Annotated in this window: 23 protein-coding genes; 18 read left to right on the top strand and 5 right to left on the bottom strand. The window is 71.5% G+C overall.

The window, feature by feature from the left end:
* The first annotated feature begins 97 nt into the window (after positions 1 to 97).
* Positions 98 to 2,158 carry a right-handed parallel beta-helix repeat-containing protein gene (locus GQQ95_RS15575; protein WP_157425875.1) on the top strand — a complete coding sequence of 687 codons (2,061 nt, stop codon included), beginning with the start codon at positions 98 to 100 and terminating at the stop codon, positions 2,156 to 2,158.
* Between the two features lie 102 nt (positions 2,159 to 2,260).
* Here GQQ95_RS15575 and GQQ95_RS15570 read toward each other — a convergent pair whose 3' ends face one another.
* On the bottom strand, positions 2,261 to 3,010 hold the full coding sequence (locus tag GQQ95_RS15570; protein WP_157425874.1) for a FadR/GntR family transcriptional regulator: 750 nt from the start codon (positions 3,008 to 3,010) through the stop codon (positions 2,261 to 2,263).
* Between the two features lie 139 nt (positions 3,011 to 3,149).
* Between GQQ95_RS15570 and GQQ95_RS15565 the strand changes: the two genes are divergently transcribed.
* From GQQ95_RS15565 to GQQ95_RS15515, 11 genes are all read left to right on the top strand, one after another.
* Positions 3,150 to 4,520 carry an ABC transporter substrate-binding protein gene (locus tag GQQ95_RS15565; RefSeq protein ID WP_157425873.1) on the top strand — a complete coding sequence of 457 codons (1,371 nt, stop codon included), beginning with the start codon at positions 3,150 to 3,152 and terminating at the stop codon, positions 4,518 to 4,520.
* A gap of 82 nt (positions 4,521 to 4,602) precedes the next feature.
* Complete coding sequence (locus GQQ95_RS15560) at positions 4,603 to 5,466, top strand: carbohydrate ABC transporter permease (RefSeq protein WP_157425872.1); 864 nt, start codon at positions 4,603 to 4,605, stop codon at positions 5,464 to 5,466.
* The gene (locus GQQ95_RS15555) at positions 5,459 to 6,367 is read left to right on the top strand and encodes a carbohydrate ABC transporter permease (RefSeq protein ID WP_157425871.1); all 909 of its coding nucleotides are present in this window, start codon (positions 5,459 to 5,461) and stop codon (positions 6,365 to 6,367) included. Before GQQ95_RS15560 ends, GQQ95_RS15555 begins: the two co-directional genes overlap by 8 nt.
* Positions 6,368 to 6,380: 13 nt before the next feature.
* Positions 6,381 to 7,532, top strand: coding sequence for a mandelate racemase/muconate lactonizing enzyme family protein (locus GQQ95_RS15550; protein WP_157425870.1), 1,152 nt, complete (start codon positions 6,381 to 6,383; stop codon positions 7,530 to 7,532).
* 13 nt (positions 7,533 to 7,545) lie between these two features.
* Complete coding sequence (locus tag GQQ95_RS15545) at positions 7,546 to 8,508, top strand: MBL fold metallo-hydrolase (protein WP_157425869.1); 963 nt, start codon at positions 7,546 to 7,548, stop codon at positions 8,506 to 8,508.
* Positions 8,505 to 9,578: a Gfo/Idh/MocA family protein gene (locus tag GQQ95_RS15540; RefSeq protein WP_157425868.1), complete on the top strand. Its 1,074-nt coding sequence runs from the start codon at positions 8,505 to 8,507 to the stop codon at positions 9,576 to 9,578. Before GQQ95_RS15545 ends, GQQ95_RS15540 begins: the two co-directional genes overlap by 4 nt.
* Positions 9,575 to 10,810: a CaiB/BaiF CoA transferase family protein gene (locus tag GQQ95_RS15535; protein ID WP_157425867.1), complete on the top strand. Its 1,236-nt coding sequence runs from the start codon at positions 9,575 to 9,577 to the stop codon at positions 10,808 to 10,810. The genes GQQ95_RS15540 and GQQ95_RS15535 overlap by 4 nt, the downstream gene beginning before the upstream one ends.
* Positions 10,807 to 11,979: an extracellular solute-binding protein gene (locus tag GQQ95_RS15530; RefSeq protein ID WP_157425866.1), complete on the top strand. Its 1,173-nt coding sequence runs from the start codon at positions 10,807 to 10,809 to the stop codon at positions 11,977 to 11,979. Before GQQ95_RS15535 ends, GQQ95_RS15530 begins: the two co-directional genes overlap by 4 nt.
* The gene (locus tag GQQ95_RS15525; protein ID WP_157425865.1) at positions 11,976 to 12,770 is read left to right on the top strand and encodes an enoyl-CoA hydratase/isomerase family protein; all 795 of its coding nucleotides are present in this window, start codon (positions 11,976 to 11,978) and stop codon (positions 12,768 to 12,770) included. Before GQQ95_RS15530 ends, GQQ95_RS15525 begins: the two co-directional genes overlap by 4 nt.
* Before the next feature lie 112 nt (positions 12,771 to 12,882).
* Positions 12,883 to 14,133 carry a fumarylacetoacetate hydrolase family protein gene (locus GQQ95_RS15520; RefSeq protein ID WP_157425864.1) on the top strand — a complete coding sequence of 417 codons (1,251 nt, stop codon included), beginning with the start codon at positions 12,883 to 12,885 and terminating at the stop codon, positions 14,131 to 14,133.
* Between the two features lie 35 nt (positions 14,134 to 14,168).
* Positions 14,169 to 15,671, top strand: a complete 1,503-nt coding sequence (locus GQQ95_RS15515) for an aldehyde dehydrogenase (NADP(+)) (RefSeq protein WP_157425863.1) — start codon at positions 14,169 to 14,171, stop codon at positions 15,669 to 15,671.
* Positions 15,672 to 15,721: 50 nt separating this feature from the next.
* Here GQQ95_RS15515 and GQQ95_RS15510 read toward each other — a convergent pair whose 3' ends face one another.
* Both GQQ95_RS15510 and GQQ95_RS15505 read right to left on the bottom strand, forming a co-directional pair.
* Positions 15,722 to 16,480, bottom strand: coding sequence for an SDR family oxidoreductase (locus tag GQQ95_RS15510; protein ID WP_157425862.1), 759 nt, complete (start codon positions 16,478 to 16,480; stop codon positions 15,722 to 15,724).
* On the bottom strand, positions 16,477 to 17,511 hold the full coding sequence (locus tag GQQ95_RS15505) for a zinc-dependent alcohol dehydrogenase (RefSeq protein ID WP_157425861.1): 1,035 nt from the start codon (positions 17,509 to 17,511) through the stop codon (positions 16,477 to 16,479). The genes GQQ95_RS15510 and GQQ95_RS15505 overlap by 4 nt, the downstream gene beginning before the upstream one ends.
* A gap of 135 nt (positions 17,512 to 17,646) precedes the next feature.
* On the opposite strand from GQQ95_RS15505, the gene GQQ95_RS15500 reads away from it, so the two are divergent.
* Entirely contained in the window at positions 17,647 to 18,621 is a 975-nt protein-coding gene (locus GQQ95_RS15500; protein ID WP_157425860.1) for an aldo/keto reductase, read from the top strand.
* A gap of 4 nt (positions 18,622 to 18,625) precedes the next feature.
* Here GQQ95_RS15500 and GQQ95_RS15495 read toward each other — a convergent pair whose 3' ends face one another.
* A complete protein-coding gene (locus GQQ95_RS15495; protein WP_157425859.1) occupies positions 18,626 to 19,468 on the bottom strand; it encodes a FadR/GntR family transcriptional regulator in 843 nt (280 codons plus the stop codon).
* A gap of 65 nt (positions 19,469 to 19,533) precedes the next feature.
* Here GQQ95_RS15495 and GQQ95_RS15490 point away from each other — a divergent pair, with 65 nt between their 5' ends.
* From GQQ95_RS15490 to GQQ95_RS15470, 5 genes are all read left to right on the top strand, one after another.
* Positions 19,534 to 20,415, top strand: a complete 882-nt coding sequence (locus GQQ95_RS15490; protein WP_157425858.1) for an amidohydrolase family protein — start codon at positions 19,534 to 19,536, stop codon at positions 20,413 to 20,415.
* The gene (locus tag GQQ95_RS15485; protein WP_157425857.1) at positions 20,408 to 21,268 is read left to right on the top strand and encodes a fumarylacetoacetate hydrolase family protein; all 861 of its coding nucleotides are present in this window, start codon (positions 20,408 to 20,410) and stop codon (positions 21,266 to 21,268) included. The genes GQQ95_RS15490 and GQQ95_RS15485 overlap by 8 nt, the downstream gene beginning before the upstream one ends.
* Positions 21,265 to 22,035, top strand: coding sequence for an SDR family NAD(P)-dependent oxidoreductase (locus tag GQQ95_RS15480; RefSeq protein ID WP_157425856.1), 771 nt, complete (start codon positions 21,265 to 21,267; stop codon positions 22,033 to 22,035). Before GQQ95_RS15485 ends, GQQ95_RS15480 begins: the two co-directional genes overlap by 4 nt.
* A complete protein-coding gene (locus GQQ95_RS15475) occupies positions 22,032 to 22,355 on the top strand; it encodes an L-rhamnose mutarotase (RefSeq protein WP_157425855.1) in 324 nt (107 codons plus the stop codon). Before GQQ95_RS15480 ends, GQQ95_RS15475 begins: the two co-directional genes overlap by 4 nt.
* A 213-nt stretch (positions 22,356 to 22,568) precedes the next feature.
* Positions 22,569 to 23,366, top strand: a complete 798-nt coding sequence (locus tag GQQ95_RS15470) for an alpha/beta fold hydrolase (RefSeq protein WP_157425854.1) — start codon at positions 22,569 to 22,571, stop codon at positions 23,364 to 23,366.
* A 13-nt stretch (positions 23,367 to 23,379) separates the two neighbouring features.
* Here the strand turns inward: GQQ95_RS15470 and GQQ95_RS15465 are convergent, their stop codons facing one another.
* Entirely contained in the window at positions 23,380 to 24,747 is a 1,368-nt protein-coding gene (locus GQQ95_RS15465; RefSeq protein ID WP_170296923.1) for an FAD-binding oxidoreductase, read from the bottom strand.
* Between the last annotated feature and the right edge of the window lie 48 nt (positions 24,748 to 24,795).

Raw genomic sequence — 24,795 nt, 5'->3', positions numbered from 1 at the left:
GTTGCAGATGCTGCACACCGGCTTGACGTCCCTCGAACGGGGCTCATACCCTCGTCATTCGTATGATGTCATTCGACACATGATCGAGGAGAAATCAATGAGGATACTCACTCAGCGACGTCTGGGCGCCGTCACCGCGGCGGTCGCGATCGTCGGGATGGTCGCCGTGGCCGCACCGGCGCACGCCGCCGGTGGCAACGGGCCGGGCCAGGGCGGCGACGGGAACCAAGGCGGCAAGGACCGCTCGCTCACCGTGGTCGTCGCACCGAACGGCACGCAGGGCGCGCCCGCGGGCGACATCGTCGTGACGTCCATCGATGCGGCGAAGAGCGTCGTGAAGAACAAGGGCAAGAAGCAGGACGTCACGGTGCTGCTCGACGGCGGCGTGTACGAGCTCGAGCAGCCGCTCGAGTTCGGCCCGAAGGACGGCGGGCAGAACGGGCACACCGTCACGTGGACGAGCGCGCCGGGCGAGCAGGCCGTGCTCTCGGGCGGCAGTGCCGTGACGGGCTGGACCCTCCATGACGCCGAGCAGAACATCTGGGTCGCCGACGTTGCGCCCGGCACCCAGTCCCGTCAGCTCTACGTCGACGGCACCCCCGCCAAGCGCACCCAGCTGCAGCTCGGCGTCGACAAGAAGGATCGCGCCCACCTCACCTGGACCGAGCAGGGGCTGACCCTGAACGACGACCGCTTCGGCGACCTCAGCGCGCTGGGCAACCAGTCCGACCTCGAGGTCGTGAGCATGGGCTCGTTCACCGACCGCATCTCGCCCGTCGAGTCGATCACCGGCAACGAGATCGCGATGGTGCAGCCGGCCTGGCAGAACAACAACTTCGGGTACGACACCCTGAAGTCGCCGTACAACCGCGGCGCGATCTACCTCGCCAACGCCTACGAGTTCTTCGCGAACCCCGGTGAGTGGTACCTCGACTCCCCGGCCGGCAAGGTCTTCTACCAGGCCGAGCCAGGCGCGAGCATGGAGGGTCTCGACGTGCGCCTGCCGCGTCTCGAGACGCTCGTCGAGATCGGCGGCACCTACGACCGGCCGGTCACCGGACTCGACTTCACCGGCATCCGGTTCACCGACACGACCTGGATGCGTCCGAGCAGCGAGCAGGGCTACGCCGACCAGCAGAGCGGCGCGCACATGGTCGGGCAGTACGAGCCGCCCGCCGACTACCTCGAGACCTGCCAGGACGGATGCCCCGAGTTCGAGGAGTCCCGCAACGAGTGGTGGCAGATCCCCGCGGCGGTCCAGGTCTCCGCGGCATCCGATGTCGCCTTCGAGGGCAACGAGTTCGAGCAGCTCGGCTCGGTCGGCCTCGGCATCGGCATGGACCCGAATGCGCACGAGACGGGCGTCGGCTACGGGGCATCCGACATCGAGGTCCTGGGCAACACGTTCAGCGACCTCGCCGGATCGGGCATCGTCGTCGGCGGCATCCAGCCGGACGCCCACCACCCGAGCGACCCTCGCATGACGGTGCAGGACATCACGATCGAGGACAACACGATCACCCGCATCGGCCAGGGCTACCGCGACAGCGCTGGCGTGCTCTCGACCTACGTGACGCGTGCGGAGATCTCGCACAACACGCTGACCGACCTGCCGTACGACGGCATCGACATCGGCTGGGGCTGGGGCATCAACGACCCGGGCGGCAACCAGTACTACAAGGACGCCGGGCTCTTCGAGTACCAGCCCGTGTACGAGACGCCCACCACGTTCCGCGACAACCACGTGGCGTACAACCTCATCTACGACACGAAGAACGAGATGCACGACGGCGGCAGCATCTACACGCTGTCGGCGGCCCCTGGCACGGTCATCGAGCGCAACTACATCTACGACAGCCGCGAGACCTTCGGCATGCTCATCGACCAGGGGTCGCGCTACATCGAGGTGCGCGAGAACGTGATCCTCGACTCGAGCCGCTACATCTACGTGAACGCCGACACGAACGGTCCCGAGATCTTCAACACGCTCGACCTGACGTTCACGAGCAACTGGTGGACCGGCGGCCGCGAGCGCTACGTGCGGTTCCCCGAGTACTTCACCACGTGGACCGACAACGTCGAGCTGAACGGCGTGCCGCAGGAGCAGTGGCCGGATGCCGCGAAGCAGGTGATGGCCGAGGCGGGCGCGCGCGGCTGACGCGTGCCCGTCGGTGACGCGCGAGGCGCGTCGCATGTGGCCGGCACGACGAACGGCCCGGGAGGAGACTCCCGGGCCGTTCGTCGTTCGTCGTTCCGCCGCTCAGCGCTTGGGGCTCGGCGGCCGCCGGCGCTCCCAGGCGTCGATGATGTGGGCGCGCATGGCGGACTCGGCCGCCTCGGGATCGCCCGCCTCGATGGCCGCGAAGACCGCCTCGTGCTCTTGAAGGGTGAGGTCGAGCTGGCTGTGCAGGTGGAAACGGGCGCTCTCGCGGGCCTGCGCGAACAGGGTGCGCACGAGGCTGTCGGCGAGCCGATTCGAGGTGATCTCGCCGACGACCGCGTGGAAGACGACGTCGGCCTCGTTGAACCGCGGCTCGTCGGCGATGGTCTCGCGCATCAGCATCAGTGCCTCGCGAAGGCGCTCGAGCTGGTCCTCGGTGCGGCGGAGGGCGGCGTCGCGCGCGATGACGGCCTCGAGGGCCGCGCGCACGACGCTCAGCTCGTCGAGGATGCCGAGCGTCGCGTCGTTGGCGACGAGCGCCGAGAGCACGGTGGCGTCGATCATGCTCCAGGAGGTGGGCGGCAGCACCTGCGTGCCGCGCCCCTGGGCGACCGTGACGAGGCCCTTCTCCTCGAGGCGCTTGACCGACTCGCGGATCACGGTGCGGCTGACGCCGAACTGCTCGCAGAGGACGGCCTCGGGCGGGAGGGAGGAACCGGGGAGCAGGTCGCCCCGCACGATGGCGTCCACGAGGGCGCCGACGACCGTCACGCCGAGTCGCGGCGCACGGGCGCGCGCGGCGATCGTGGGGTACTCGGTCGCGGTCGACGCGGTGATCGGATCGGACATGCGTCACAGCATACCGACCAATATTCGTAATACCTATGATGTCCCTTGCGGACGAGATAAGACGTATGATGTAATCACTTCTGCCCCCGCCCCTGGGTGTGCACTGTCGTCAGAGACGCCGACCAGAACAGGATGCGAAATGTCACAGCACTCGTCCTCCCGCCGTCGAGCGGCCCGGTTCCTCACGGTGGCCGCCGCGGCCGCTGCGGGGCTCCTCGCCCTCAGCTCTTGCTCCGCGGATGCCTCGGGCGGCGGTGACACCTCGCTCGGCTTCACGCAGGCGGAGCAGGTGGCCGACAGCCCGATCACCGTCTGGGTCGATGCCTCCCGCGAGCCGGCCGTCACGGCCTTCCAGGAGGCGTACCCGGACATCGAGATCGCCTTCGAGACGTACGACGGCTCGGCCGGCGGCAGCGGTTCGTTCCAGAGCAAGATCGCCCTCATGGACCAGGCCGGCGAGGGCTGGCCCGACGTGGTCTTCTCCACCCAGCAGAATGACGCGATCTGGGCGTCGAAGCAGACCACGAGCGGCGAGCAGGGCTTCGCGGCGCCGCTGAACAAGGGCTTCCTCGACGAGGAGTTCCTCGACGGCTTCGCCGAGGGCTCGCTCGACTACACGACCATCGACGGCACCGTGTACGGCCTCCGCAACGACCTGGCCCAGACGGTGTTCTTCTCGAACCAGAGGCTCCTCGACGAGTTCGGCTACGAGGCGCCCACGACCTGGGAGGAGTACGCGGAGCTCGGCGACAAGCTCGCCGCGGAGCACCCGGGGTACATCCTCGGCAGCCTCGGCGACAGCTTCATGACGTACGTCTACTACGGCGGCTCCGAGTCGCCGGTCTTCCAGTCGCCCGAGCAGGGCGTGTTCCACTCCGACACCTCCGACGCGAACGCCGAGAAGATCTCGAAGATCCTCGACGGGATGCTCGCGAACGGCACGCTCGTGCAGGACAGCTTCTTCAGCGCCGACTTCGCGTCGAAGTACGCCGACAAGCTCGTCGGCGTGCCGGGGCCGGTCTGGTACACGGGCGCCATCTTCCAGGGCGGTCTCGCCACCCCCGCCGGCGAGATCAGCGTCAGCGCCCCGCTGAAGTGGGAGGGCGGCGACGTCGCGGCCGGCAACGTGGGCGGCGGCGTCTGGTACGCCTCGAGCCACTCGAAGAACCTCGAGGCCGTCGAGACCTTCCTGGAGTTCGTGACGAGCGCCGAGGAGTTCCAGGTCGACGCGTCGTCGGGCTACCCCGCCTACACGGAGGCCGCCGAGAAGTGGCTCGACAAGCAGGCGGAGGCGTCGTACTTCGTCAACGACGACTTCAAGACCGTGATGTCGGATGCCGCGGGCCAGGTCTGGTCCGGCTGGAACGTCACCTCGTGGAGCCCCGAGTCGGCCTGGGCGAAGATCGTCATCCCCGGCATCGCCGAGGGCGAGACCATCGAGTCGCTGCTGCCGGCATGGCAGGAGGAGCTCGAGAACGAGGCCACCGTCAACGGGTACTCGGTCGAGTAACGTGACCGTCACCGCACCTCCGGTCCCGGTCGACGTCGTCCCCTCGGGGCGGCGTCGGCCGGGGGGCCGCCGCGCCTCTCGCATGAACGCCGGCCAGTTGCGCTACGGCTACGTCTTCGTCAGCGGCTACACGCTGCTGCTGCTGGCCTTCGGACTGCTGCCGACGCTCTACGCGCTCTACCTGTCGTTCACCCGCAACGGCGCCTTCGTGGGCGTCGACAACTTCGCCAGGGTCTTCGCCGACTACCGGTTCCTCCCGGCGGTCCTGCACGTGGCGCTCTACGTGCTCTTCTGGCTCGTCAGCCTCATCGTCTTCGTGGTCCTGCTCGCCGTCATCGTGCACGGCATCCGGGTCCGCTGGCTCGGCAACGCCGCCCGCTTCCTCTTCTACGTGCCGGGCGCCATCGCCGGGGCCTCGAGCGTGCTGCTCTGGCTGTTCGTGCTCGACCCCTCGGTCAGCCCGGTCTCCGGCCTCCTGCACGCCATGGGCTACGAGTCGCTCGTCAACGTGGTGGCCGTGGGCAACCTCCCGGTCGTGTTCACCGTCATCGCGTTCTGGGCGGGTGCCGGTTCCTGGATCGTGATCATGTACGGGGCACTCAACAACATCCCCGTCGAGGTCATGGAGGCCGCCCGCATCGACGGCGCCGGCCCCGTGCAGACGGCGTGGCACATCCAGCTCCCGATGCTGAAGAAGTGGATCAGCTACATGGGCGTCATGTCGTTGGCCGCCGGAACCCAGCTCTTCGTCGAACCGAAGATCCTCGCGCAGGCGACGAAGAACGTCGTCCCCGAGGACTACTCCCTCAACCAGCTCGCCTACCTCTACGCCTTCCGCCAGAACGACTTCTCGGGATCCGCCGCGATCTCGGTCGTGCTGCTCGTGGTCGCGCTGGGGCTCTCGGCGATCTTCATCTTCCGCGGAAAGCTGTTCGAACGTGACTGACGTGACCACCCGGCGCAGGCAGCGCCCCGCCCTCACCCCCGGACAGTGGGTCGGCCGCGCCGCGGTCATCCTCGTCCTGCTCGTGTTCGCCGCCTTCTTCGTGCTGCCGATCATCTGGATGGTGCTCGCGCCGACCAAGACGAACAGCCAGCTCCTGCTCGACGGTCCGTTCTCGTTCGGCTCGTTCGACCAGCTCGCCGCGAACTGGAACGAGCTGTTCGCCTTCGGCAGCGGCATCTTCTCGACGTGGCTCGGCAACTCCGCCTTCTACTCGTTCGCGGCGCTCGCCATCACGCTGGTCGTGAGCATCCCGGCCGGGTACGCGCTCGCGCTCATCGAGTTCAAGGGCCGGCGGCTGCTGCTGGTGACCACGCTCATCGTGATGCTCATCCCGAACACGGCGCTCGTGCTCCCGATCTTCCTCGAGCTCAGTGCGGCGAAGCTCATCGGCAATCCGCTCGCGGTCATCCTGCCGTTCTCGTTCTTCCCGTTCGGGGTGTACCTCACCTACATCTACTTCTCGACCGCGGTCTCCCGCGACCTGCTGAACGCGGCGCGCATCGACGGCGCCGGCGAGCTGCGCGTGTTCGCGCAGGTGGCCATGCCGCTCGCGACGCCCGTCATCGCGCTCGTCGGCTTCTTCAGCTTCGTCGCGAACTGGAACAACTACTTCCTCCCGTTCCTCGTGGTCGGCGGAACGAAGATCCCGGTCCAGGTGGGCCTGGCCAACATGTTGGCGAACGTCCCCGCCTTCAACCCCACGACCGCCTCGAGCATCGTGATCCAGCTCCCGACGCTGGCCCTCGCGACCCTGCTCTCGGTGGCCCCCATCCTGTTGATCTTCCTGTTCGCGCAGCGGTTCCTCGTCGAGGGCATGACCGCCGGCGGAACCAAGGAATGAGCGCGAGGACGTCATGAAGATCACCGGATACCGCACCCTGACCGCGCAGCACCACTGGAAGCGATCGATCGGCGACGCCAACGGGCACATCCCCGAGGCGGTCACCGAGGTGCCCATCGTCATCCTCGAGACCGACATCGGCCTCGAGGGCGTCGGGATCGGCTCGCACGCCGATCTCGAGCGGCTGTTCCCCGCGCTCGAGGGGGAAGACCCGCGGGGAGCGGCCGCCCTCTTCGACCGCATGCTCGCACAGGTCTTCAAGAGCGGGCACGCGGGTGCGACCTACGGCGGGCTGGCCACCTTCGATGCCGCCGTCTGGGATCTCAAGGCCAAGGCCGCGGGGGAGCCGCTCTGGCGCCTGCTCGGCGGACGCGACCGCTTCGTGCCCGGCTACGCCTCGGGCCTGGACATCGCCCTCGACGACGACGAGCTCGTCGGGTTCTACGCGGAGTTCGCCGAGCGCGGCTTCGTGGCCGGCAAGCTCAAGGGCGGCATCGACTTCGACGCCGACCTGCGGCGCCTCGGCATCCTCGCCGATGCGCTCCGGGGCAATACGACGCGGCCGGGCCTGATGCTCGACGCGAACGAGTCCTGGCAGGTCAAGCAGGCGGTCCGCTACGTGACCGCGCTCGAGGAGCACGTCGACCTGCTCTGGGTCGAGGAGCCGCTGCGGCGATGGGATGCCACCGGGCACGCCCGGCTCAGCAACGGCATCAGGGCGGCCGTCGCGACGGGCGAGAACCTCACGGGCGTCGACCAGTTCCGACCCCTGTTCGACGCCGGGGCGCCCGACGTCGTGCAGGCCGGCGCGATCTGGGGCGTGTCGCATCTCCACCGGCTCGCGCTCGCCGCGGCCGCGCGCGACCTCCCGATCAGCCCGGTCGGCTACAACGCCAACCCGGCCGTCGCACACGTCATGACGGCCGTGCCGAACCACCTGACGACCGAGGTGCAGGACGTGCGCTTCGCCGACGGGCTGCTCGTCGACCATGAGTTCGCCGACGGCGGCATCGTCCTGAGCGACGAGCCGGGAGCCGGCATCCGCATCGACGAGGCCCTGATCACCGAGCAGCGCGACGGCGGCGGCTGGGCCGACCCGGCCGGACCGCACATGCGCCCCATGCGGGCGGGCCTCCGCGTCGTGCTCGACGGCGTCGAGCGCTGAGAGGACGAGGACGATGGAACTCCGACCCGGACTGCACCGCGTCCAGGCGCCGCTCGGCGAGCGCTTCGTCGCGCTCTACCTCCTCGTGGGCGAGGACGCCGCGCTCCTCGTGGACACGGGCGTGCGCGAGAGCGTCACCGAGACGCTCCTGCCCTACCTCGATGCCGCCGGGATCCCGCGCGAGAAGCTGCGCTGGGCCGTGAACACGCATTGCGACTTCGACCACACGGGCGGCAACGGCGCGCTGAAGGCCGCGATCCCCGGCGTCCGGATCGTCGCGCACGACCTCGACGCCCCGCTCGTCGAGGACGTGCAGCGGCTCATCGACGAGCGCTACGGCGAGTTCCGCGAGACCGACGGGTTCGACGACCCGCCCGAGACGACCGCGTACCTGCGGAGCGTCTCCGACCTCGTGCCCGTGGACCTGCGGGTCGCGGGCGGCGAAGGCTTCGACCTCGGCGGCCGCACCGTACGCGTGCTGCACGTGCCCGGACACAGCCCCGGTCACGTGGCCGTCCACGACGAGGCGAATCGCGCGCTGCTCATCGGCGACGCGACACTCGGGACGACCGTGCCGTTCGCCGACGGGCGCGCCGCATTCCCGCCGACCTACCGCGACGTCGACCCGTACGTGGAGAGCCTGCGCGCGTTCCGTGCGCTCGATGCCGAGCTGCTGCTGACCGCGCACTACCCGGTCTTCGAGGGCGACGACGTCGGGGCCTTCCTCGACGAGAGCGAGGCCTACACCGAGCGCATCGACGAGGTCGTCTCGGCGATCCTCGCCGCGCGCGAGGATCCGGCCACGACGCTCGAGCTCGTGCGCGCCGCGGGGTCTGAGCTCGGCCCGTGGGGCCCTGACGCGCTCGACTACGCCGTGTTCCCCGTGACGGGCAACCTCGAGCGCATGGAGCGACGCGGGCTCGCGGCATCCGCCACCGACGCCGACGGCCGACGCACGTGGCGGTGGGTGCGATGAGCGCCAGGGTTCGGCTCGGCGCGGTCGGCGCCGGCTGGTGGGCGACGAGCAACCACTTCCCGATCTTCGCGGCTCGCGAGGACGTCGACCTCGTCGGCGTCTGCGGCATCGGCCCCGAGCTGGAGGCCGTGCGCGAGCAGTTCGGGTTCGGCATGGCGACGACCGACTACGCGGAGCTCCTCGACCAGGACCTCGACGCGATGGTCGTCTCGACGCCGCACGACCTGCACCACCCGCAGGCCGTCGCCGCCATCGAGCGGGGCCTGCACGTGCTCGTCGAGAAGCCCGTCACGCTGCACGCGGCGCAGGGCTGGGACCTCGCGGCCAAGGTGCGCGAGCACGGCGTGCACTTCCTCGCGCCATACGGATGGAACTACAAGCCGTTCATCGTCGAGGCCAAGCGCCTCGTCGACGCCGGCCACCTCGGCGAGATCCAGCACGTGACGTGCAACATGGCCTCGCCGACGCGGGGCCTCTTCGCCGGCGACACGAACCACATCCGCGCGCTCTGGGACTCCGAGACGAGCGGGCCCGAGCCGAGCACGTGGCAGTCGCCCGCGCGCGGCGGCGGCTACGCCCACGGGCAGGTCACGCACTCGAGCGCGCTGCTCTTCTGGCTGAGCGACCTGCGCGCGGCATCCGTCATGGCGAAGGTCTCGAACGGCGGTGCCGCGGTCGACCTCTTCAACGCGGCCGTCATCACGTTCGACGGCGGTGCGCTCGGCTCGCTCTCGGGGGCCGCGACCGTTCCCGACGGCGACCCGTACCAGGTGGACATCCGCATCTTCGGCACCGAGGGAGTGCTCATGCTCGACACCGAGCGCGAGCGCGCCTGGGTGCACCGGTACGACGGGACGCGCTTCGACATCCAGGTCGAGCCGGGCGCCGGCGCGTACGAGTGCATCGTGCCGCCGAACCGGTTCATCGACCTCGTCACGGGTGCGAGCACCGAGAACAACTCCGACGTCGAGGTGGCGGCCCGCTCGGTGGAACTGATCGACGCCATGCTGCGCAGCGCCGCTGCGGGAGGGACCGACGTGAACGTGCACGACGAGGAGCAGGCCGCATGACCGCACGGGGAGTGCTCACCGGATACCGCGTCATCGACTGCTCGATCGCGATGGCAGGGCCGTTCGCGGCGCAGCGCCTCGGCGATCTCGGGGCCGATGTCATCAAGGTCGAGCCGACGACGGGGGAGTGGCAGCGCCACGCCGCCGCGGGCGGGGCCGCCGGCAACGAGATCAACGTCTCGTTCCTCTCGCTGAACCGCAACAAGAGGTCGGTCGCGCTCGACCTGAAGGCCGAGGACGGCAAGGCCGCGCTTCGCGACCTCGTCGCGGGTGCCGACGTCTTCCTGCAGAACTACCGACCGGGCGTCGCCGCACGGCTCGGCGTCGACTACGAGTCGTTGCGCGCCGTGAACCCGTCGATCGTCTACGTCTCCATCTCGGGGTACGGCGAGGACGGCCCGTACCGCGACCGACCAGGGCAGGACCTGCTGCTCCAGGCGATGTCGGGCGCGATGTACTCGGCCGGACGCGACGGAGACGAGCCGTCCCCCGCGGGCCAGTACCTCGCCGACGCGATCACCGCGTCGACCGCCTTCGAGGGCGTGCTGGCCGCGCTCCTGCACCGCGAGCGCACCGGCGAGGGGCAGCTCGTGACGGTCAACATGCTCGACGCCCTCACCACGCTGCAGATGCAGGAGCTCTCGGTCTTCACGGTCGGGCGAAAGGCCCAGCAGCGGTCGGCCGAACCGCACGCCCACGTCTACATCCGCGCACCGTACGGCGTGTTCGAGACGAGTGACGGGTACGTCGCACTCGCGTTCGCCGACCTGGACGTGCTCGGCCGCCTCATCGGCGAGCCGGCCTTCGAGGGCTGGTCGAGCGAGGTCGAGGGCTGGACCCGGCGCGACGAGATCCACTCGCGCACGGCCGCGAAGCTGCGGGAGGCCACGGCCGCGCACTGGATCGAGACGCTCGGCGCCGCCGGCATGTGGATCGGGCCAGTGAACGACTACGCCCGGCTCGTCGAGGACCCGCAGATCCTGCACAACGGCACCTTCATCGAGTACGAGCACCCCACCGAGGGGCTCGTCAAGACGCCCGGCTTCCCGTACCGCTTCTCCGTGACGCCCCCGCAGCTCCACCGCGGTGCGCCGCTCGTCGGGGAGCACACGCGCGAGGTGCTCGTCGAGGCCGGCTTCGACGACGCCGCGATCGACGCGCTGCTCGCCTCGGGCGCGGCCAGGGCGACGGATGCGACGGATGCCGCTCCCGCCGTCGCCGGCGCCCGATGACCGGCTACCGGGGCCTCACGTGGGATCACCCGCGGGGGCGCCACGCGCTCGAGGCTGCGGCAGCGGCGACGGCGGATGCCGCGGGCCGGCCCCTCATCGAGTGGGGCGTGCACTCGCTCGAGGGCTTCGAGTCCGCGCCCATCGGCGAACTCGCCGAGCGCTACGACGTGATCGTCCTCGACCACCCGCATCTCGGTGACGCGCTCGCCGCGGGGGTGCTGCGCCCGATCGACGAGCTGTTCCCGGCGGAGCTCGTCGACCGCCTGCGGCGCGACACGGTCGGGCCGAGCGCCGCGTCGTACACCGTCGACGGCGCGCTCTGGGCGCTGCCCCTCGACGCCGCGACGCAGGTGTCGGTGCGGCTGCCCGAAGTGCTGGACGCCGCACCGGCCACGTGGCGCGAGGTGGCAGCGCTCGCCGAGGGCGGCGACGTCCCGGTCGCACTGAGCCTCGCCGGCCCGCATGCGCTGCTCAGCCTCCTTTCGGTCTGCGCGGCCTTCGGCGCCGAACCCGCGACCACCCCCGGCCACGGCCTCGTCGACGCAAGGAACGGGGCGGCCGCGCTCGAGTTGCTGGCCGACCTCGCGCGCCGGGCACCGGCCGGCAGCGCCCGGCTCAACCCGATCGACCTGCTCGAGCGCATGCGGAGGGTGCGCGACATCGCGTTCGTTCCGCTCGTCTACGGGTACGTGAACTACGCCTCGGGCCCGGGCGCCCTCGTCTTCGGCGACGCCCCGGCCCAGGTCGCCGGCGGGCGGCCCGGATCCACGATCGGCGGCACCGGCATCGCGATCACCGTCCGCAGCACTCCCGACCGCGCGCTCCTCGACCACCTCGCGCGTCTCTTCGACCCCGCCGTGCAGGCCGGGTTCATCCCCGAGCACGACGGCCAGCCGAGCCTCCGCAGCGCCTGGACCAACGACGTCGTGAACGCGGCATCCGGTGACTTCTACCGCGGCACGCTCACGACGATCGAGCACGCCTCCGTGCGCCCCCGGGTGCCCGGGTACACGGCCTTCCAGTCCGCGGCATCCGCGATGCTGCGCGACGCGATGCTCGCCGATCGCACCTCGCTCACGCGGCGCGCGGCCCTCGAGGTCGTCGACGCCGTCAACACCCGCTTCGACGCGCTCGCGTCCCTGTCCCTCACCGAACGGAGCCACGCATGACCGACCCGGGATACCCGCTCGACCACGAGAACCTGCGCGTCGAGGTCGATGGTGCGGTCGTCACCATCACCCTCGCTCGCCCGGAGAAGCTCAACTCGGTCACGCCCGAGATGTCGAAGGCGCTCGTGCAGGTCATCGAGTGGGCGGATGCCGCGCACGAGGTCCGCGCGATCGTGCTCACCGGGGCGGGCGAGCGCGCGTTCTGCGCCGGCTCGGACATCCGCACGCTCGACGGCTACGCGACGCCGTGGGAGTTCCGCAACCGCGCGGACTACTGCGACGCGATCCGCGCCGCCCGCAAGCCCGTGATCGCGGCCGTGAACGGCTACGCCTTCGGAGGCGGCCTCGAGACGGCGCTCAGCTGCGACATCCGCCTCGCCTCGACGACGGCGAGCTTCGCCGCTCCCGAGATCAAGCTCGGCTGGATCGGCGGCGGCGGCATGAGCACGTTCCTCACCCGCTCGGTGGGGCCCTCGAACGCCGCGGTCATGCTCATGACCGGCGACCCGATCGACGCCGAGACGGGGCTCCGCTGGGGGCTGGTGAGCGAACTCGTCGAACCGGCGGCGCTCGTGGCCCGGGCGAAGGAACTCGCCGCGGTCATCGCCACGCGTCCGCCGATCGCGGCCGAGACCGCCAAGGCGAACCTGCGCGCCGCGGCGAACATGTCGCAGGATGAGTCCATCCGCTACGAGCGAGACCTGCAGGCCATCACCTTCGCGACGGCCGACGCCGACGAGGGGCGGGCCGCGTTCGCCGAGAAGCGGGCCGGCACGTTCCATCGCCGCTGAGGCGGTCCTTCGTCCCGCGGACGCCCGCGGATGCCCGCCGACCTCCGCCACTTGGCGCCGCTCGACCCGTCCCGCCCCCTCCCGCCCGCCGACACACCGAGGAGCACCACCCATGACCTGGCCCGATGCACGAGACCTGCTGCCCGTCGACGCCGACCGAGCGACCCTCGTCGGGCGCGCCTGGCTCCCCGCGACCGGGGCGGATGCCGCCGGTGACGCGGGCGAGGACGCCGGCCGTGATGCCGCCGGCCTCGATGCCGCCGGCCCCGCGGTCGTCGCCCTGCGCGGCGACGACCTGTTCGACGTGTCGATCGCATTCCCGACGATGCGCGCCCTCACCGAGCAGGCCGACCCCACCGGTGCGCTCCTCGCGGCGCTCGGGTCCGGCACCGGCCAGCGCATCGGGAGCCTCGCCGAGATCGTCGCGAACACCCCGCCGGAGTCCCGGGATGCCGCGAGGCCGTGGCTCCTCTCGCCGATCGACCTGCACGTGGTCAAGGCCGCCGGCGTGACCTTCCCGGTCTCGATGCTCGAGCGCGTCATCGAGGAGCGGGCGCGCGGCGACCAGGACGCGGCCGCCGTGATCCGCCGCGACATCCTCGCCACCATCGGCGGGAGCCTCGACGAGCTGAAGCCTGGCTCGGAGGAGGCGGCCGCGCTCAAGGCGATGCTCCTCGAGCGCGGCTGGTGGAGCCAGTACCTCGAGGTCGGCATCGGGCCCGACGCCGAGGTGTTCACCAAGGCGCCCGTGCTCGCGACCGTCGGCACCTCGGTCGACGTCGGCGTGCACCCGGCGTCGCAGTGGAACAACCCCGAGCCCGAGGTCGTGCTCGTCGTGAGCTCCGACGGCCGCATCGTCGGGGCGAGCCTCGGCAACGACGTGAACCTCCGCGACGTCGAGGGCCGCAGCGCGCTGCTGCTCGGCAAGGCGAAGGACAACAATGCCTCCGCCTCGGTGGGCCCGTTCATCCGGCTCTTCGACGACGGGTACTCCCTCGAGGACCTCCGCGCCGCGGTCGTTTCGCTCACCATCGACGGCACCGACGGCTTCCGCCTCGAGGGCACGAGCGAGCTCGCCCGCATCAGCCGCGACCCGGCCGACCTCGTCGACCAGGTGGTCGGCGAGCACCACCGGTACCCGGACGGCTTCGTGCTCTACCTCGGCACGATGTTCGCGCCGGTCGAGGACCGGGACGTGCCCGGCCGCGGCTTCACCCACCACGACGGGGACCTCGTGCGCATCGCCGAGCCGCGCCTCGGCGCCCTCGTCAATCGGGTGCGATCGACCGCCGACGCCGAGCCGTGGACCTTCGGCATCGACGCCCTCTACCGATCCCTCGCCGCGCGCGGACTGCTGCGCTGACGCGAACGACTGCTGCGCCGACCCAGGAGACCACCATGCTGACCACCACCGACCCGCGCACTCGCGCCGTCGCCCCGACCGGACTCGAAGCGACCACCGCTGAGCAGGCCGATGCCATCGTGCGCGCCGCGCAGGCCGCCTTCGCCGCCGTCGCCGGGCACGACCGCGCCTGGCGCGCCGGCCTCCTCGACGCCCTCGCGGACGCGCTCGAGGCGGACCGCGTCGAGCTCGTCGCCGTCGCCGACCGCGAGACCGGCCTCGGCACGGCACGCCTCGACGGCGAGGTCTCGCGGAGCGCGTTCCAGTTCCGGCTCTTCGCCGAGGCCGTCCGCGAGGGCGGCTACCTCGAGGTCGCGATCGACCACGCGGGGCAGACGGCGCTCGGGCCCGCGCCCGAGCTGCGGCGCCTGCTCGTCCCGATCGGACCGGTCGCCGTGTTCGGCTCGAGCAACTTCCCCTTCGCGTTCTCCGTGGCGGGCGGCGACACCGCCTCGGCGCTGGCCGGCGGCAACGCCGTGGTGCTGAAGGCCCACTCGTCGCACCTCGAGACGTCGGCGCGGTCGTACGCCGTGCTCTCCGACGCCGCACGCGCGTACGGCGCACCCGACGGCTTGCTCGGAATCGTCTACGGCACCGCCGCCGGGGCCGCGCTCGTGGCGCACCCGCTCGTGCGGGCCGTCGGCTTCACCGGCTCGCTCACGGGCGGGCAGGCGTTGATGGACATCATCGCCGGCCGCGACGAGCCCATCCCCTTCTACGGCGAGCTCTCGAGCCTCAACCCGCTCGTGATCACGCCCGGCGCGGCGGCCGCCCGCGCGACCGAGATCGCCGACGGCCTGTACGGCTCCTTCACCCTCGGCTCCGGGCAGTTCTGCACGAAGCCCGGGGTCGCGTTCGTGCCGTACGGCGCCGATGGCGATGCACTCGTCGCGCGCCTGGTCGAACGGGCGACGGATGCCGCGGCATCCGTGCTCCTCAACGAGCGCATCGCGACCTCGTTCGACGAGATCCGCGGCCGGCTCGTGGGGGAGGGTGCGGTGCAGTTGCTCGCCCGTGGCACCGACCGGGGCGAGGGCTTCACCGCCGCGCCCACCGTGCTCGGGGTCGAGGCGACCGCGCTCACGGCCGAGATCGCCGAGGAGGCGTTCGGGCCGCTCATCGTCGTCGCGCGGTACGGCGACGACCGCGACATCCTCGCCGCGCTCGATGCCGTGCCCGATTCGCTCACGGCCACGGTGCACAGCGAGCCCGCCGAGTCGGATGCCGTCGCCGCGCTCGTCGGCGAGCTCGCGCCGCGCGTCGGGCGCCTCGTGTTCGACGGCTACCCGACCGGGGTGCGCGTGTCGTGGGCCCAGCACCACGGTGGCCCGTGGCCCTCGACGAACTCGCAGCACACGTCGGTGGGCGTGAGCGCGATCCGCCGGTTCCTCCGCCCGCTCGCGTACCAGGACGCGCCGGAGGCCGTGCTGCCCGCCGAGCTGCGCGACGGCTACCGCGGGATCCCACGGCGCGTCGACGGCCGGCTGCAGCTCGACTGAGCCCGGCTCGCGCGCCGCGTGCGCCCCGCGCTCGCGCGCCCCGCGCCGACTCAGCGCCCGAGCCACCCGCCGTCGACCGGGAGGATGACGCCCGAGACGTAGTCCGATGCCGGCGAGGCGAGGAACACCGTCGGGCCGGCGATGTCGTCGGGGCGGCCCCAGCGCCCGGCCGGGATGCGGTCCAGGATCGCCTTCGAGCGGTCGGGGTCGTCGCGCAGGTTCTGCGTGTTGTCGGTCGCGATGTAGCCGGGGGCGATGCCGTTCACGGTCACGCCGCGGGCGGTCCACTCATTGGCGAGGGCCTTCACGAGTCCGGAGATGCCCGACTTCGCGGCCGCGTAGCCGGGGACGTTGATGCCGCCCTGGAAGCTCAGCAGGCTGGCGGTGAAGATGACCTTGCCGCGGCCGCGGGCGAGCATGCCGGCGCCGACGGCCTGGGTGAGCACGAACTGGCTCGACAGGTTGACCTCGACGACGCGGTCCCACCACTCGAGCGGATGCTCCGCGGCGGGCGCCCGCTCGATCGTGCCCGCGTTGTTCACGAGGATGTCGATCTCCCGGTCGCGCAGTTCCCCGGCGAGGGCGAGCACGGCCTCCCGGTCGGCGAAGTCGACCGCGCGCGCCTCGAAGCGGCGTCCGTGCGCCTCGACCGCGGCGGCGATCGCGCTGCCCTCGGCCTCGATGGTGGCGCTCACGCCGATGATGTCGGCACCGGCCTCGGCGAGGGCCTCGGCCATCGCGTAGCCGATGCCGCGCTTGGCGCCGGTGACGACGGCCGTCGTTCCGGTGAGGTCGAACGACACGCTCATGCGCTCGCCTCCTGCCCGGCCTGCACGTCGACGAGCACCTTCATGGCGCGGCCCGCCTCGAGGTCCTCGAACGCGGCACCGGTCTCGGCGAGCGGCACGATCTTCGTGATGAGCACGTCGGTCGGGATCGTGCCGTCGGCGATCAGCTCGACGGCACGCTCGAAGTCGGTGCGCTCGTAGACGCGCGCGCCGAGGATGCGCAGTTCGCGCCAGAACACGCGCTGCAGGTCGATCTCGCGCGGGGTGGGGTGGATCGCGACGACGACGAGCGTGCCGCGCACCTTGGCGAGGGCGGTCGCGCCGAGCACGGCCTGGGCCGCGCCCGAGACCTCGAAGACGACGTCCGCGCCGGCGCCATCCGTCCATTCCTCGACCCAGCCGACCTGATCGACCTCGCGGGGATCGAGGGCCTCGAAGCCGAGTGCGGCGACCTGTGCGCGACGTGTCGCGTCGAGCTCGACCACGGCGACCTCGGCGCCGAACGCGCGGGCCACCGTCGCGATGAGCACGCCGATGGGGCCGCCGCCGATCACGACGGCGCGCTCGCCGCCCCTGATCTCCGCTCGGCGGACGTCGTGCACGGCGACGGCGACCGGCTCGACGAGCGCGGCGGCATCGAGCGCCATGTCGTCGGGCAGGGGCACGAGCACCTCGGCGGGGACGTTCCAGGTCGCCTGCAGGGCGCCGGGGGAGTCGATGCCGATGAAGTCGAGGTTCTGGCAGATGTGCTCGTTGCCGGCGAGGCATGCCGGGCAGGTCCCGTCCCATGCGAGGGGCATCACGGTGACCTGCTGTCCCTCGTGCCACCCCTCGACGCCGTCGCCGATGGCGTCGATCGTGCCGCTCATCTCGTGACCGAAGACGAGCGGGGTCCGCACCCTCGCGTCCATGTTCCCGTGCAGGATGTGCAGGTCGGTACCGCACAGGCCGACGTAGGCGACCTGAAGGCGCACCTGCCCGGGAGCCGGCGGCTCCTCGGTCGCTTCGGCGATGGCGATGGTGCGGTCGCCCGCATACGTGGCGGTCAGCATTGATCCTCCAGCTCGTTCGGGGCGGATTGAGGAGACCTATTCGCCCACATCGGTTCGATTATGCCAGAGGAATGGCGTGACGCTGCGAAATCATCTAACCTTTACTCACCCCGTTCTCATGCCTGGAGGAACTCGATGAAGAGTCGCACGTTGCGATCCGGCCTGTCGCTGACCGAGCTCGGCTTCGGTGCCGCGCAACTCGGCAACCTCGCCCGCGTCACCACCGACGACGAGGCGGCGGGTGCCGTCGCGGCGGCGTACGACCGCGGCATCCGGTACTTCGACACGGCGCCGCACTACGGGCTCGGGCTCTCCGAACGGCGGCTCGGGGCGGCGCTGGCCGCCTACCCCCGCGACGACTACGTGCTCTCCACCAAGGCCGGACGGCTCATCGTCCCGAACGAGGAGTACGACGGCCGCGCCCGGGACGATCAGGGCTTCGACGTTCCGGCCGACCTCCGCCGTCGGTTCGACCTCAGCCGCGACGGCATCCGCCGCTCGATCGACGAGAGCCTCGAGCGGCTCGGCCTCGACCGCATCGACATCGCCTACCTCCACGACCCCGACGACTACGGCCCGGAGGCGCATGCCGAGGCGATCCCCGCCCTCATCGAGCTGCGCGACGAGGGCGTCGTGCGAGCCGTCGGTGCGGGCATGAACCAGTCGGCCATGCCCACCGAGTTCGTGCTCCGCCATGACGTCGACCTGATCATGCTGGCCGGGCGCTACACGCTGCTCGAGCAGGGCGCCCTCGAGGACCTGCTGCCCGCTGCGAGCGAGCGCGGGGTCGCCATCGTGGCGGCCGGCGTCTACAACTCGGGGCTGCTCTCACGACCGCGACCGCCCGCCGACGCACGCTACGACTACGCCCAGGCGCCTGCCGAGGTCATCGCGAGGGCCAACGAGATCGCCGACGTGTGCGAGTCGTTCGGGGTGACCCTGCCCGAGGCCGCGCTGGCCTTCCCGCTGCGGCATCCGAGCGTCGTCTCCGTGGTGGTGGGCATGCGCACGGCCGACCAGGTCGAGCAGGCCGTCGAGCGGGTCGGTGCCGAGGTGCCCGACGAGCTGTGGTCGACGCTGGCCGAGCGCGGGCTGCTGCGCGATGCCTGACGGCTCAGGAGCCGGCGGCCTCGCCGGAGTCGGCGCCCCCGGCGGCCTCGCCCGACTGCGCATCGCCTCGGTCACGCAGCGCCGCACCGGGCTCTCCGCCGTCGACGATCTCGGGCGCGGACTCGTCGAGGTGGGCGGCCGTGTACTCCTCGACGCCGAGCACGTGCACCATCATGCGGATGCGGGCCCGGTCGGGGTCGTGCGCCGCGAGCGCGGCGAGGATCGCCCGGTGCTCCTGCTGCGTCGAGTGCACGGCGTCGTGCTGGTGGATCGCGCGCCAGAGGCGGGCCCGCGCGGTGCGGCTCACGAGCGCATCGATGATCGCGGCGAACGCGGGATTGCCGCTGGCGGTCGCGATGAGCCGGTGGAAGTCGGTGTCGACGTCGATGGTGGCCTCGAGGTCGATGCGCTCGTCGGTGAGCAGCGACTCGCCGCGGTCGAGGATGCGGCCGGCCTCGGCCAGGTCGTCATCGCTGATGCGCAGCGCCGCGTGCGCCGCCGCCTCGGGCTCGAGCACGCGGCGCACGCCGAGCAGGTGCACGTTGTTCTCGGGGCTCTGCAGTTCGGCGAGCATGCCGAGCGGCTCGAAGAGCCGGCCGGGCTCGAGCGAGGTCACGTAGGTGCCGTCGCCCTGCCTGGTCTCGAGGATGCCGAGGATCACGAGCGCCCGAACGCCCTCGCGCAGTGGTCCGCGCGAGACGCCGAGCCGCTCGCCGAGGTCACGCTCCACGGGCAGCCGGGACCCTGCGACCAGCTCGCCACTCGTGATCATCTGACGGATGCCGTCGATCACGACCTGGGCGCGCGAGCGCGCCGGGCCGCCGTCGGAGGTCTTCTCGCTCGTCATGGCCACAGCCTAGGCGAACGGGCGACATCCGCCCTCGAATTCATCAGATCTTTGGAGGAGGCCGCATGACCGGGGTCATCGACGCGCACCAGCACGTGTGGAACCTCGAGCGGGCCGACTACGCCTGGCTCACCCCTGAGGCCGGGGTGCTGCACCGCACGATCGAGATGGACGAGGTGATGCCGGAGTTCACGGCCGCGGGCGTCGTCGGAACCGTGCTCGTGCAGTCGGCCGACAACGACGAGGACACCGAGCACATGTTCGAGGTCGCGGGCCGCCACCCCGTCGTGCACGGCATCGTCGGCTACGTGCCGCTGCACGATCCGGCCCGCGCCGCGGAACGCCTCGAGGAGCTCCGACGGCGGCCGCTCTTCCGCGGGGTGCGCAACCTGATCCACGACCGGCCCGACCCGAACTGGCTCCGCCGGCCCGACGTCGACGAGACGCTGGGCCTGCTCGCGGCGGCGGGCGTGCCCTTCGACGTCGTCGGCGTGCTGCCCGAGCACCTCGAGGCGGTGCTCGGGATCTCCGAGCGGCATCCGGAGCTCGACCTCGTCCTCGACCACCTCAACAAGCCGCCCATCGGCCTGGCCGTGCCGGGCGATGACGCGTGGGAGCCCTGGGCCTCCCTCATCGCACGGGTTGCCGAGAACCCGCGGGTGCACGGCAAGGTGTCGGGGCTCTACGCCGCCACCGGGGACCCAGCCTCCTGGACGGTCGAGCAGGTGCGACCGGTCCTCGACCACGCGCTCGAGGCCTTCGGCCCCGACCGGCTCATGTACGGCGGCGACTGGCCCGTCTCGCTCATCGCGGGCGGGTACGCCCACGTCTGGCAGGGGCTCTCCGAGCTCCTCGCCGACCTCACCGTCGCCGAGCGCGACGCCATCCTCGCGGGAACCGCCCGCAGGTTCTACACCCTCCCAGAATCGGAGCCCCTCGATGACTGACCAGTTCACGTTGGCTCGACTGGGCGACGCGGGCCACGAGGTCCCCGTCGTCCGCGTCGGTGCACGCACCCTCGACGCGCGATCGCTCACGGCCGACTTCGACGGCGCGTTCTTCGCCGCCGACGGTGTCGCCCGCATCGCGGCCGCGCTCGACTCGCTGCCCGACCTCGACGGCGATGCGACCGGCCTGCGCGTCGGCGCCCCCATCGCGGCGCCGGGCAAGGTCGTCTGCATCGGGCTGAACTACCGCGACCACGCCGAGGAGACCGGTGCCGCGCTGCCGGCCGAGCCGGTCGTCTTCATGAAGGACCCGTCGACCGTGGTCGGCCCCTTCGACGACGTGCTGATTCCGCGCAACTCGACGAAGACCGACTGGGAGGTCGAGCTCGGCGTCGTCATCGGCACGACGGCGCGCTACCTCGCATCGCCCGACGAGGCGCTCGCCCATGTCGCCGGCTATGCGGTCTCGCACGACGTGTCGGAGCGCGAGTTCCAGCTCGAGCGCGGCGGCCAGTGGGACAAGGGCAAGAGCTGCGAGACGTTCAACCCGCTCGGCCCCGTGCTGGTGCCCGCTTCCGACGTCGCCGACCCGCAGGCGCTCGGCCTGCGCCTCTGGGTCAACGGCGAGATCCGGCAGAACGGCACGAGCGCCGACATGCTCTTCTCCGTCGCGCACGTGATCTGGTACCTCAGCCAGTTCATGGTGCTGCGCCCGGGCGACCTCATCAACACCGGCACGCCCGCGGGCGTCGCGCTCGGCATCGAGGGCAACCCGTACCTGCGAGCCGGCGATACGGTCGAGCTCGAGATCGACGGCCTCGGCCGGGCGAGCCAGTCCATGGTGCAGGCATGAGCGCCGCCGCCGAGTTCGACGGCCTCGTCGCGATCGTGACGGGCGGGGCATCCGGCATCGGCCTCGCGACGGCGAAGGAGTTCGTCGAGCGCGGCGCCACCGTGGCCGTGCTCGACCGCACTCTCGACGGACTGCCCGAGCCGCTGCACGGATTCACGGCGGATGTCACGGACCGGGCCTCGATCGAGCGGGCCGTTGCCGAGGTCGCCGAACGCCTGGGCGGCATCGACGTCGTCGTGAACAACGCGGGCATCAGCGCGGTCGGCACCGTCGCCGAGAACGACGACGCCGAGTGGGCGCGCGTGCTCGACGTCAACGTCATCGGCATGGCGCGCGTGACGGCCGCGGCACTCCCGTGGCTGCGACGCTCGGAGGCGGCATCCGTCGTCAACGTCAGCTCGATCGCGGCGTTGAACGGGCTGCCCCAGCGGGCCCTGTACTCGGCGTCGAAGGGCGCGGTGCTCGCGTTGACCTACGCGATGGCCACCGACCACGTCGCCGAGGGCATCCGCGTCAACTGCGTGTGCCCGGGTACGGTGCACACCCCCTTCGTCGACCGGATGCTGCAGGGCTTCGCCGATCCCGTCGCCGAGCGGGCGGCGCTCGACGCCCGTCAGGCCACCGGCCGGATGGTCGCGCCCGAGGAGGTCGCGGCGGCGATCGCCTACCTCGCGAGCCCGCGCTCGGTCTCCACGACGGGCACAGCGCTCGACGTCGACGGCGGCGTCTCGCACCTGCGTCCGCGACCCGCGGGAGCGCGCTCGTGAAGCGGCTCGCCTCGGTCATCGGCCTGCCTGCCGAGCACCGCGAGGAGTACGAGCGCCTGCACGCCGAGGTGTGGCCGGCGGTGCTCGAGCGCCTCACCGCCAGCAACGTCCGCAACTACTCGATCTACCGGCACGGCGAGGTGCTGTTCTCGTACATGGAGTACGTCGGCGACGACCTCGAGGCCGACATGGCGGCGATCGCCGCGGACCCCGAGACGCAGCGCTGGTGGTCGGTGTGCGAGCCGCTGCAGCGGCCCTTCGCCGAACGGGCCGCAGGCGAGTGGTGGATGGAGCTCCCCGAGGTCTTCCACCTCGACTGAGCGGATGCCTCTGCGCCCGTGGCGACGCATCGGTGCGGCGCTCGCGGGCAGGAAGTGCCCGAGGTCGCGCCGCGTGCGCGGTCGGCCGAATTCCGGAGACTCGCGGCGACGCGCCGCGTTCGTCGGCGCTCTCGCGGCGTGTCGCGCGTGATCTCCGGAATACCGCTCTCCGGAGGGGGCCGGCCCGGGCGGCCGGCACGGCATGATGTGGGTATGGCCACCGACATCCCCGGCATGACCGTGATGCCCGCCCCCCAGTTCGTCATGAGCACCAACGGGCGGCGCATCGCGACCTACTCGTGGGGCGCGGACGATGCGACGCCCGTGCTGCTCGTGCACGGCTTCGCCTCGAGCGCGCGCGACAACTGGGTCAACACCGGCTGGGTGCGCGACCTCTCGCGGGCCGGCTACCGGGTGCTCGCGATCGACCAACGCGGCCACGGGGCGAGCGACAAGCCGTACCTCGACCTGGCCTACGCCATGGACCTCTTCGTCGAGGACATCGTCACCGTGCTCGACACCTACCTGCTCGACAGCGCGCACTACGTCGGGTACTCGCTCGGCGCCCGCGTGGGCTGGCAGGTCGCCGTCGCCCACCCCGAGCGCGTGCAGCGGGCCGTGCTCGGCGGCATCCCCGACGGTCGGCCGCTCGCACGCCTGCAGATCGACCAGGCTCGCGCGTACGCCGACCACGGAACACCCGTCGAGGACAAGGTCACGCAGAACTACGTGACGCTCACCGAGCGCGTGCCGGGCAACGACCTCAGGGCGCTCATCGCCCTCGCCGAGGGCATGCGGCTGGGCGATGCGGATCCGGATGTCGCGAACCCGCCGACGCAGCCCGTGCTGTTCGCCACGGGCAGCGAGGACGCGATCCTCGAGCGCTCACGCGCCCTGGCGGAGGCGACGCCCGGCAGCCGCTTCATCGAGCTGCCGGGGCGGCACCACTTCAACGCCCCGGTCTCGCGCGAGTTCCGGCACGGCGCCCTGGAGTTCCTCGGCGACGCCTGAGCCCGCCGACCGCTCAGACGGCGTGGATGGTCCGGTTGCTCCGGATGAGGCCGTTCGGGTCGACGCGTCGCTTCACGGCGGCGAGGCGCTCGAGCACGGCGGGCGGGTACGCGTCGGCGAGCGGCCCGGCGCCGAGCATCGAGGGCACGCCGCCGACGACGCCGTGGCGATCGGCGAGCTCGCGCAGCGGCTGCAGCGCCGCGACGGGGTCGATGGCCGGGTTCATGAGCAGCACTCCGGCGTTGAGCAGCAGCGGCGCAGTGATCGCACCGACGGCGGCACGCTCGGCCTCGTGCTGGTCGGCGGTCGCGCCGCCCATCGCACGGAGCCCGCAGCGCATGAGCCCGTGCTCGGCGCCCGCCAGGAACGCCTCGACGAACTCCGCCGCGAACGCGTCGTCGTCGGTGCCGATGGTCGCGCCGAAGTCGGCCGTCGGCATCGGCTCGACGGGTTCGCCGGCGACGGCCGCCAATTGGCCGACGGTGAACGTCGTGAGTGCGTTCGTGATGGGCTCGGCCACCGAGAGCAGTCGCTCGGCGATGGCCGAGCCGCTCGCCTCGTCGCCCACGTGCACGAGCATGACCGATGCCACGGTGCGGCCCCGCAGGTGCGGCGGCATGACGGGGAGGTCGGGGAAGCGCATCATGCCGATGTCGAGTCCCAATTCCGGCTCGTCGCGCGCGAGTGCGAACGCCGCGGAGATGACGGGTACGGCGGCCTCTTCGGCGTAGACCAGGCTGCCGCCGAAAAGGGTGTCCGCCGGATGCAGCGCGAGCTCGATCGCCGTGACCACCCCGAAGAGGCCGCCGCCGCCGCGCAGGGCCCAGATGAGCGACACGTCGTCGTCGACGTCGGACACGCGCTGCAGCTCGCCGGACGCGTCGACGAACTCGACCGCGAGGATCGACCGGGCCGTCAGCCCATGACGCCGGCTGAACAGCGAGTGACCGCCGTTCAGTGCGAGGCCGACGACGTTGACCTCGGGGTTCGACCCGGCGAGGCCGACGAGGCCGGTGCCGTCGAGCGCCTGCAGCACGGGGCCCCAGTTGACGCCGGCGCCGACCCGCAGCACCCGATTCTCGACGTCGACCTCGAGCTCGTCGAAGGCCGACGGGCGGATCACGATGACCCCCTCGAGGTCGTCGGCGGCGCCGTGCCCGTTGGGCTGGGTCGTGACGCCGAGCCCGGCGGCTGCGGCCGCCGCGAGGATCGCCTGCACGTCCGCGACATCCGCCGGCACCGCGACCGCAGCCGGACGCTGGTCGATGCTGAGGTTCCACGGTGCGCGTGCGGCGTCGTACTCGGCGTCGCCCGGCAGCACGATCGTGCCGGTGAGGTTCGGTCGAAGGCCGTCGAGCACGGTTGCGCGAGCATCGGTCATGGGTGGAGCCCCTCTCATCCGTCGACCACGCTACTCGCGGCATCCGAC

It is taken from the genome of Agromyces salentinus, from assembly GCF_009749395.1.
Classification (GTDB): Bacteria; Actinomycetota; Actinomycetes; order Actinomycetales; family Microbacteriaceae; genus Agromyces; species Agromyces salentinus.
Note: the sequence above shows the minus strand (reverse complement) of the source record. Positions and strands in the feature narration are given on the sequence as shown.

Coding starts and splice junctions, on each gene's coding strand:
- GQQ95_RS15575 (WP_157425875.1), top strand. CDS start 98: ATGAGGATACTCACTCAGCGACGTCTGGGCGCCGTCACCGCGGCGGTC.
- GQQ95_RS15570 (WP_157425874.1), bottom strand. CDS start 3,010: ATGTCCGATCCGATCACCGCGTCGACCGCGACCGAGTACCCCACGATC.
- GQQ95_RS15565 (WP_157425873.1), top strand. CDS start 3,150: ATGTCACAGCACTCGTCCTCCCGCCGTCGAGCGGCCCGGTTCCTCACG.
- GQQ95_RS15560 (WP_157425872.1), top strand. CDS start 4,603: ATGAACGCCGGCCAGTTGCGCTACGGCTACGTCTTCGTCAGCGGCTAC.
- GQQ95_RS15550 (WP_157425870.1), top strand. CDS start 6,381: ATGAAGATCACCGGATACCGCACCCTGACCGCGCAGCACCACTGGAAG.
- GQQ95_RS15545 (WP_157425869.1), top strand. CDS start 7,546: ATGGAACTCCGACCCGGACTGCACCGCGTCCAGGCGCCGCTCGGCGAG.
- GQQ95_RS15540 (WP_157425868.1), top strand. CDS start 8,505: ATGAGCGCCAGGGTTCGGCTCGGCGCGGTCGGCGCCGGCTGGTGGGCG.
- GQQ95_RS15535 (WP_157425867.1), top strand. CDS start 9,575: ATGACCGCACGGGGAGTGCTCACCGGATACCGCGTCATCGACTGCTCG.
- GQQ95_RS15530 (WP_157425866.1), top strand. CDS start 10,807: ATGACCGGCTACCGGGGCCTCACGTGGGATCACCCGCGGGGGCGCCAC.
- GQQ95_RS15525 (WP_157425865.1), top strand. CDS start 11,976: ATGACCGACCCGGGATACCCGCTCGACCACGAGAACCTGCGCGTCGAG.
- GQQ95_RS15520 (WP_157425864.1), top strand. CDS start 12,883: ATGACCTGGCCCGATGCACGAGACCTGCTGCCCGTCGACGCCGACCGA.
- GQQ95_RS15515 (WP_157425863.1), top strand. CDS start 14,169: ATGCTGACCACCACCGACCCGCGCACTCGCGCCGTCGCCCCGACCGGA.
- GQQ95_RS15510 (WP_157425862.1), bottom strand. CDS start 16,480: ATGAGCGTGTCGTTCGACCTCACCGGAACGACGGCCGTCGTCACCGGC.
- GQQ95_RS15505 (WP_157425861.1), bottom strand. CDS start 17,511: ATGCTGACCGCCACGTATGCGGGCGACCGCACCATCGCCATCGCCGAA.
- GQQ95_RS15500 (WP_157425860.1), top strand. CDS start 17,647: ATGAAGAGTCGCACGTTGCGATCCGGCCTGTCGCTGACCGAGCTCGGC.
- GQQ95_RS15495 (WP_157425859.1), bottom strand. CDS start 19,468: ATGACGAGCGAGAAGACCTCCGACGGCGGCCCGGCGCGCTCGCGCGCC.
- GQQ95_RS15490 (WP_157425858.1), top strand. CDS start 19,534: ATGACCGGGGTCATCGACGCGCACCAGCACGTGTGGAACCTCGAGCGG.
- GQQ95_RS15485 (WP_157425857.1), top strand. CDS start 20,408: ATGACTGACCAGTTCACGTTGGCTCGACTGGGCGACGCGGGCCACGAG.
- GQQ95_RS15480 (WP_157425856.1), top strand. CDS start 21,265: ATGAGCGCCGCCGCCGAGTTCGACGGCCTCGTCGCGATCGTGACGGGC.
- GQQ95_RS15470 (WP_157425854.1), top strand. CDS start 22,569: ATGGCCACCGACATCCCCGGCATGACCGTGATGCCCGCCCCCCAGTTC.
- GQQ95_RS15465 (WP_170296923.1), bottom strand. CDS start 24,747: ATGACCGATGCTCGCGCAACCGTGCTCGACGGCCTTCGACCGAACCTC.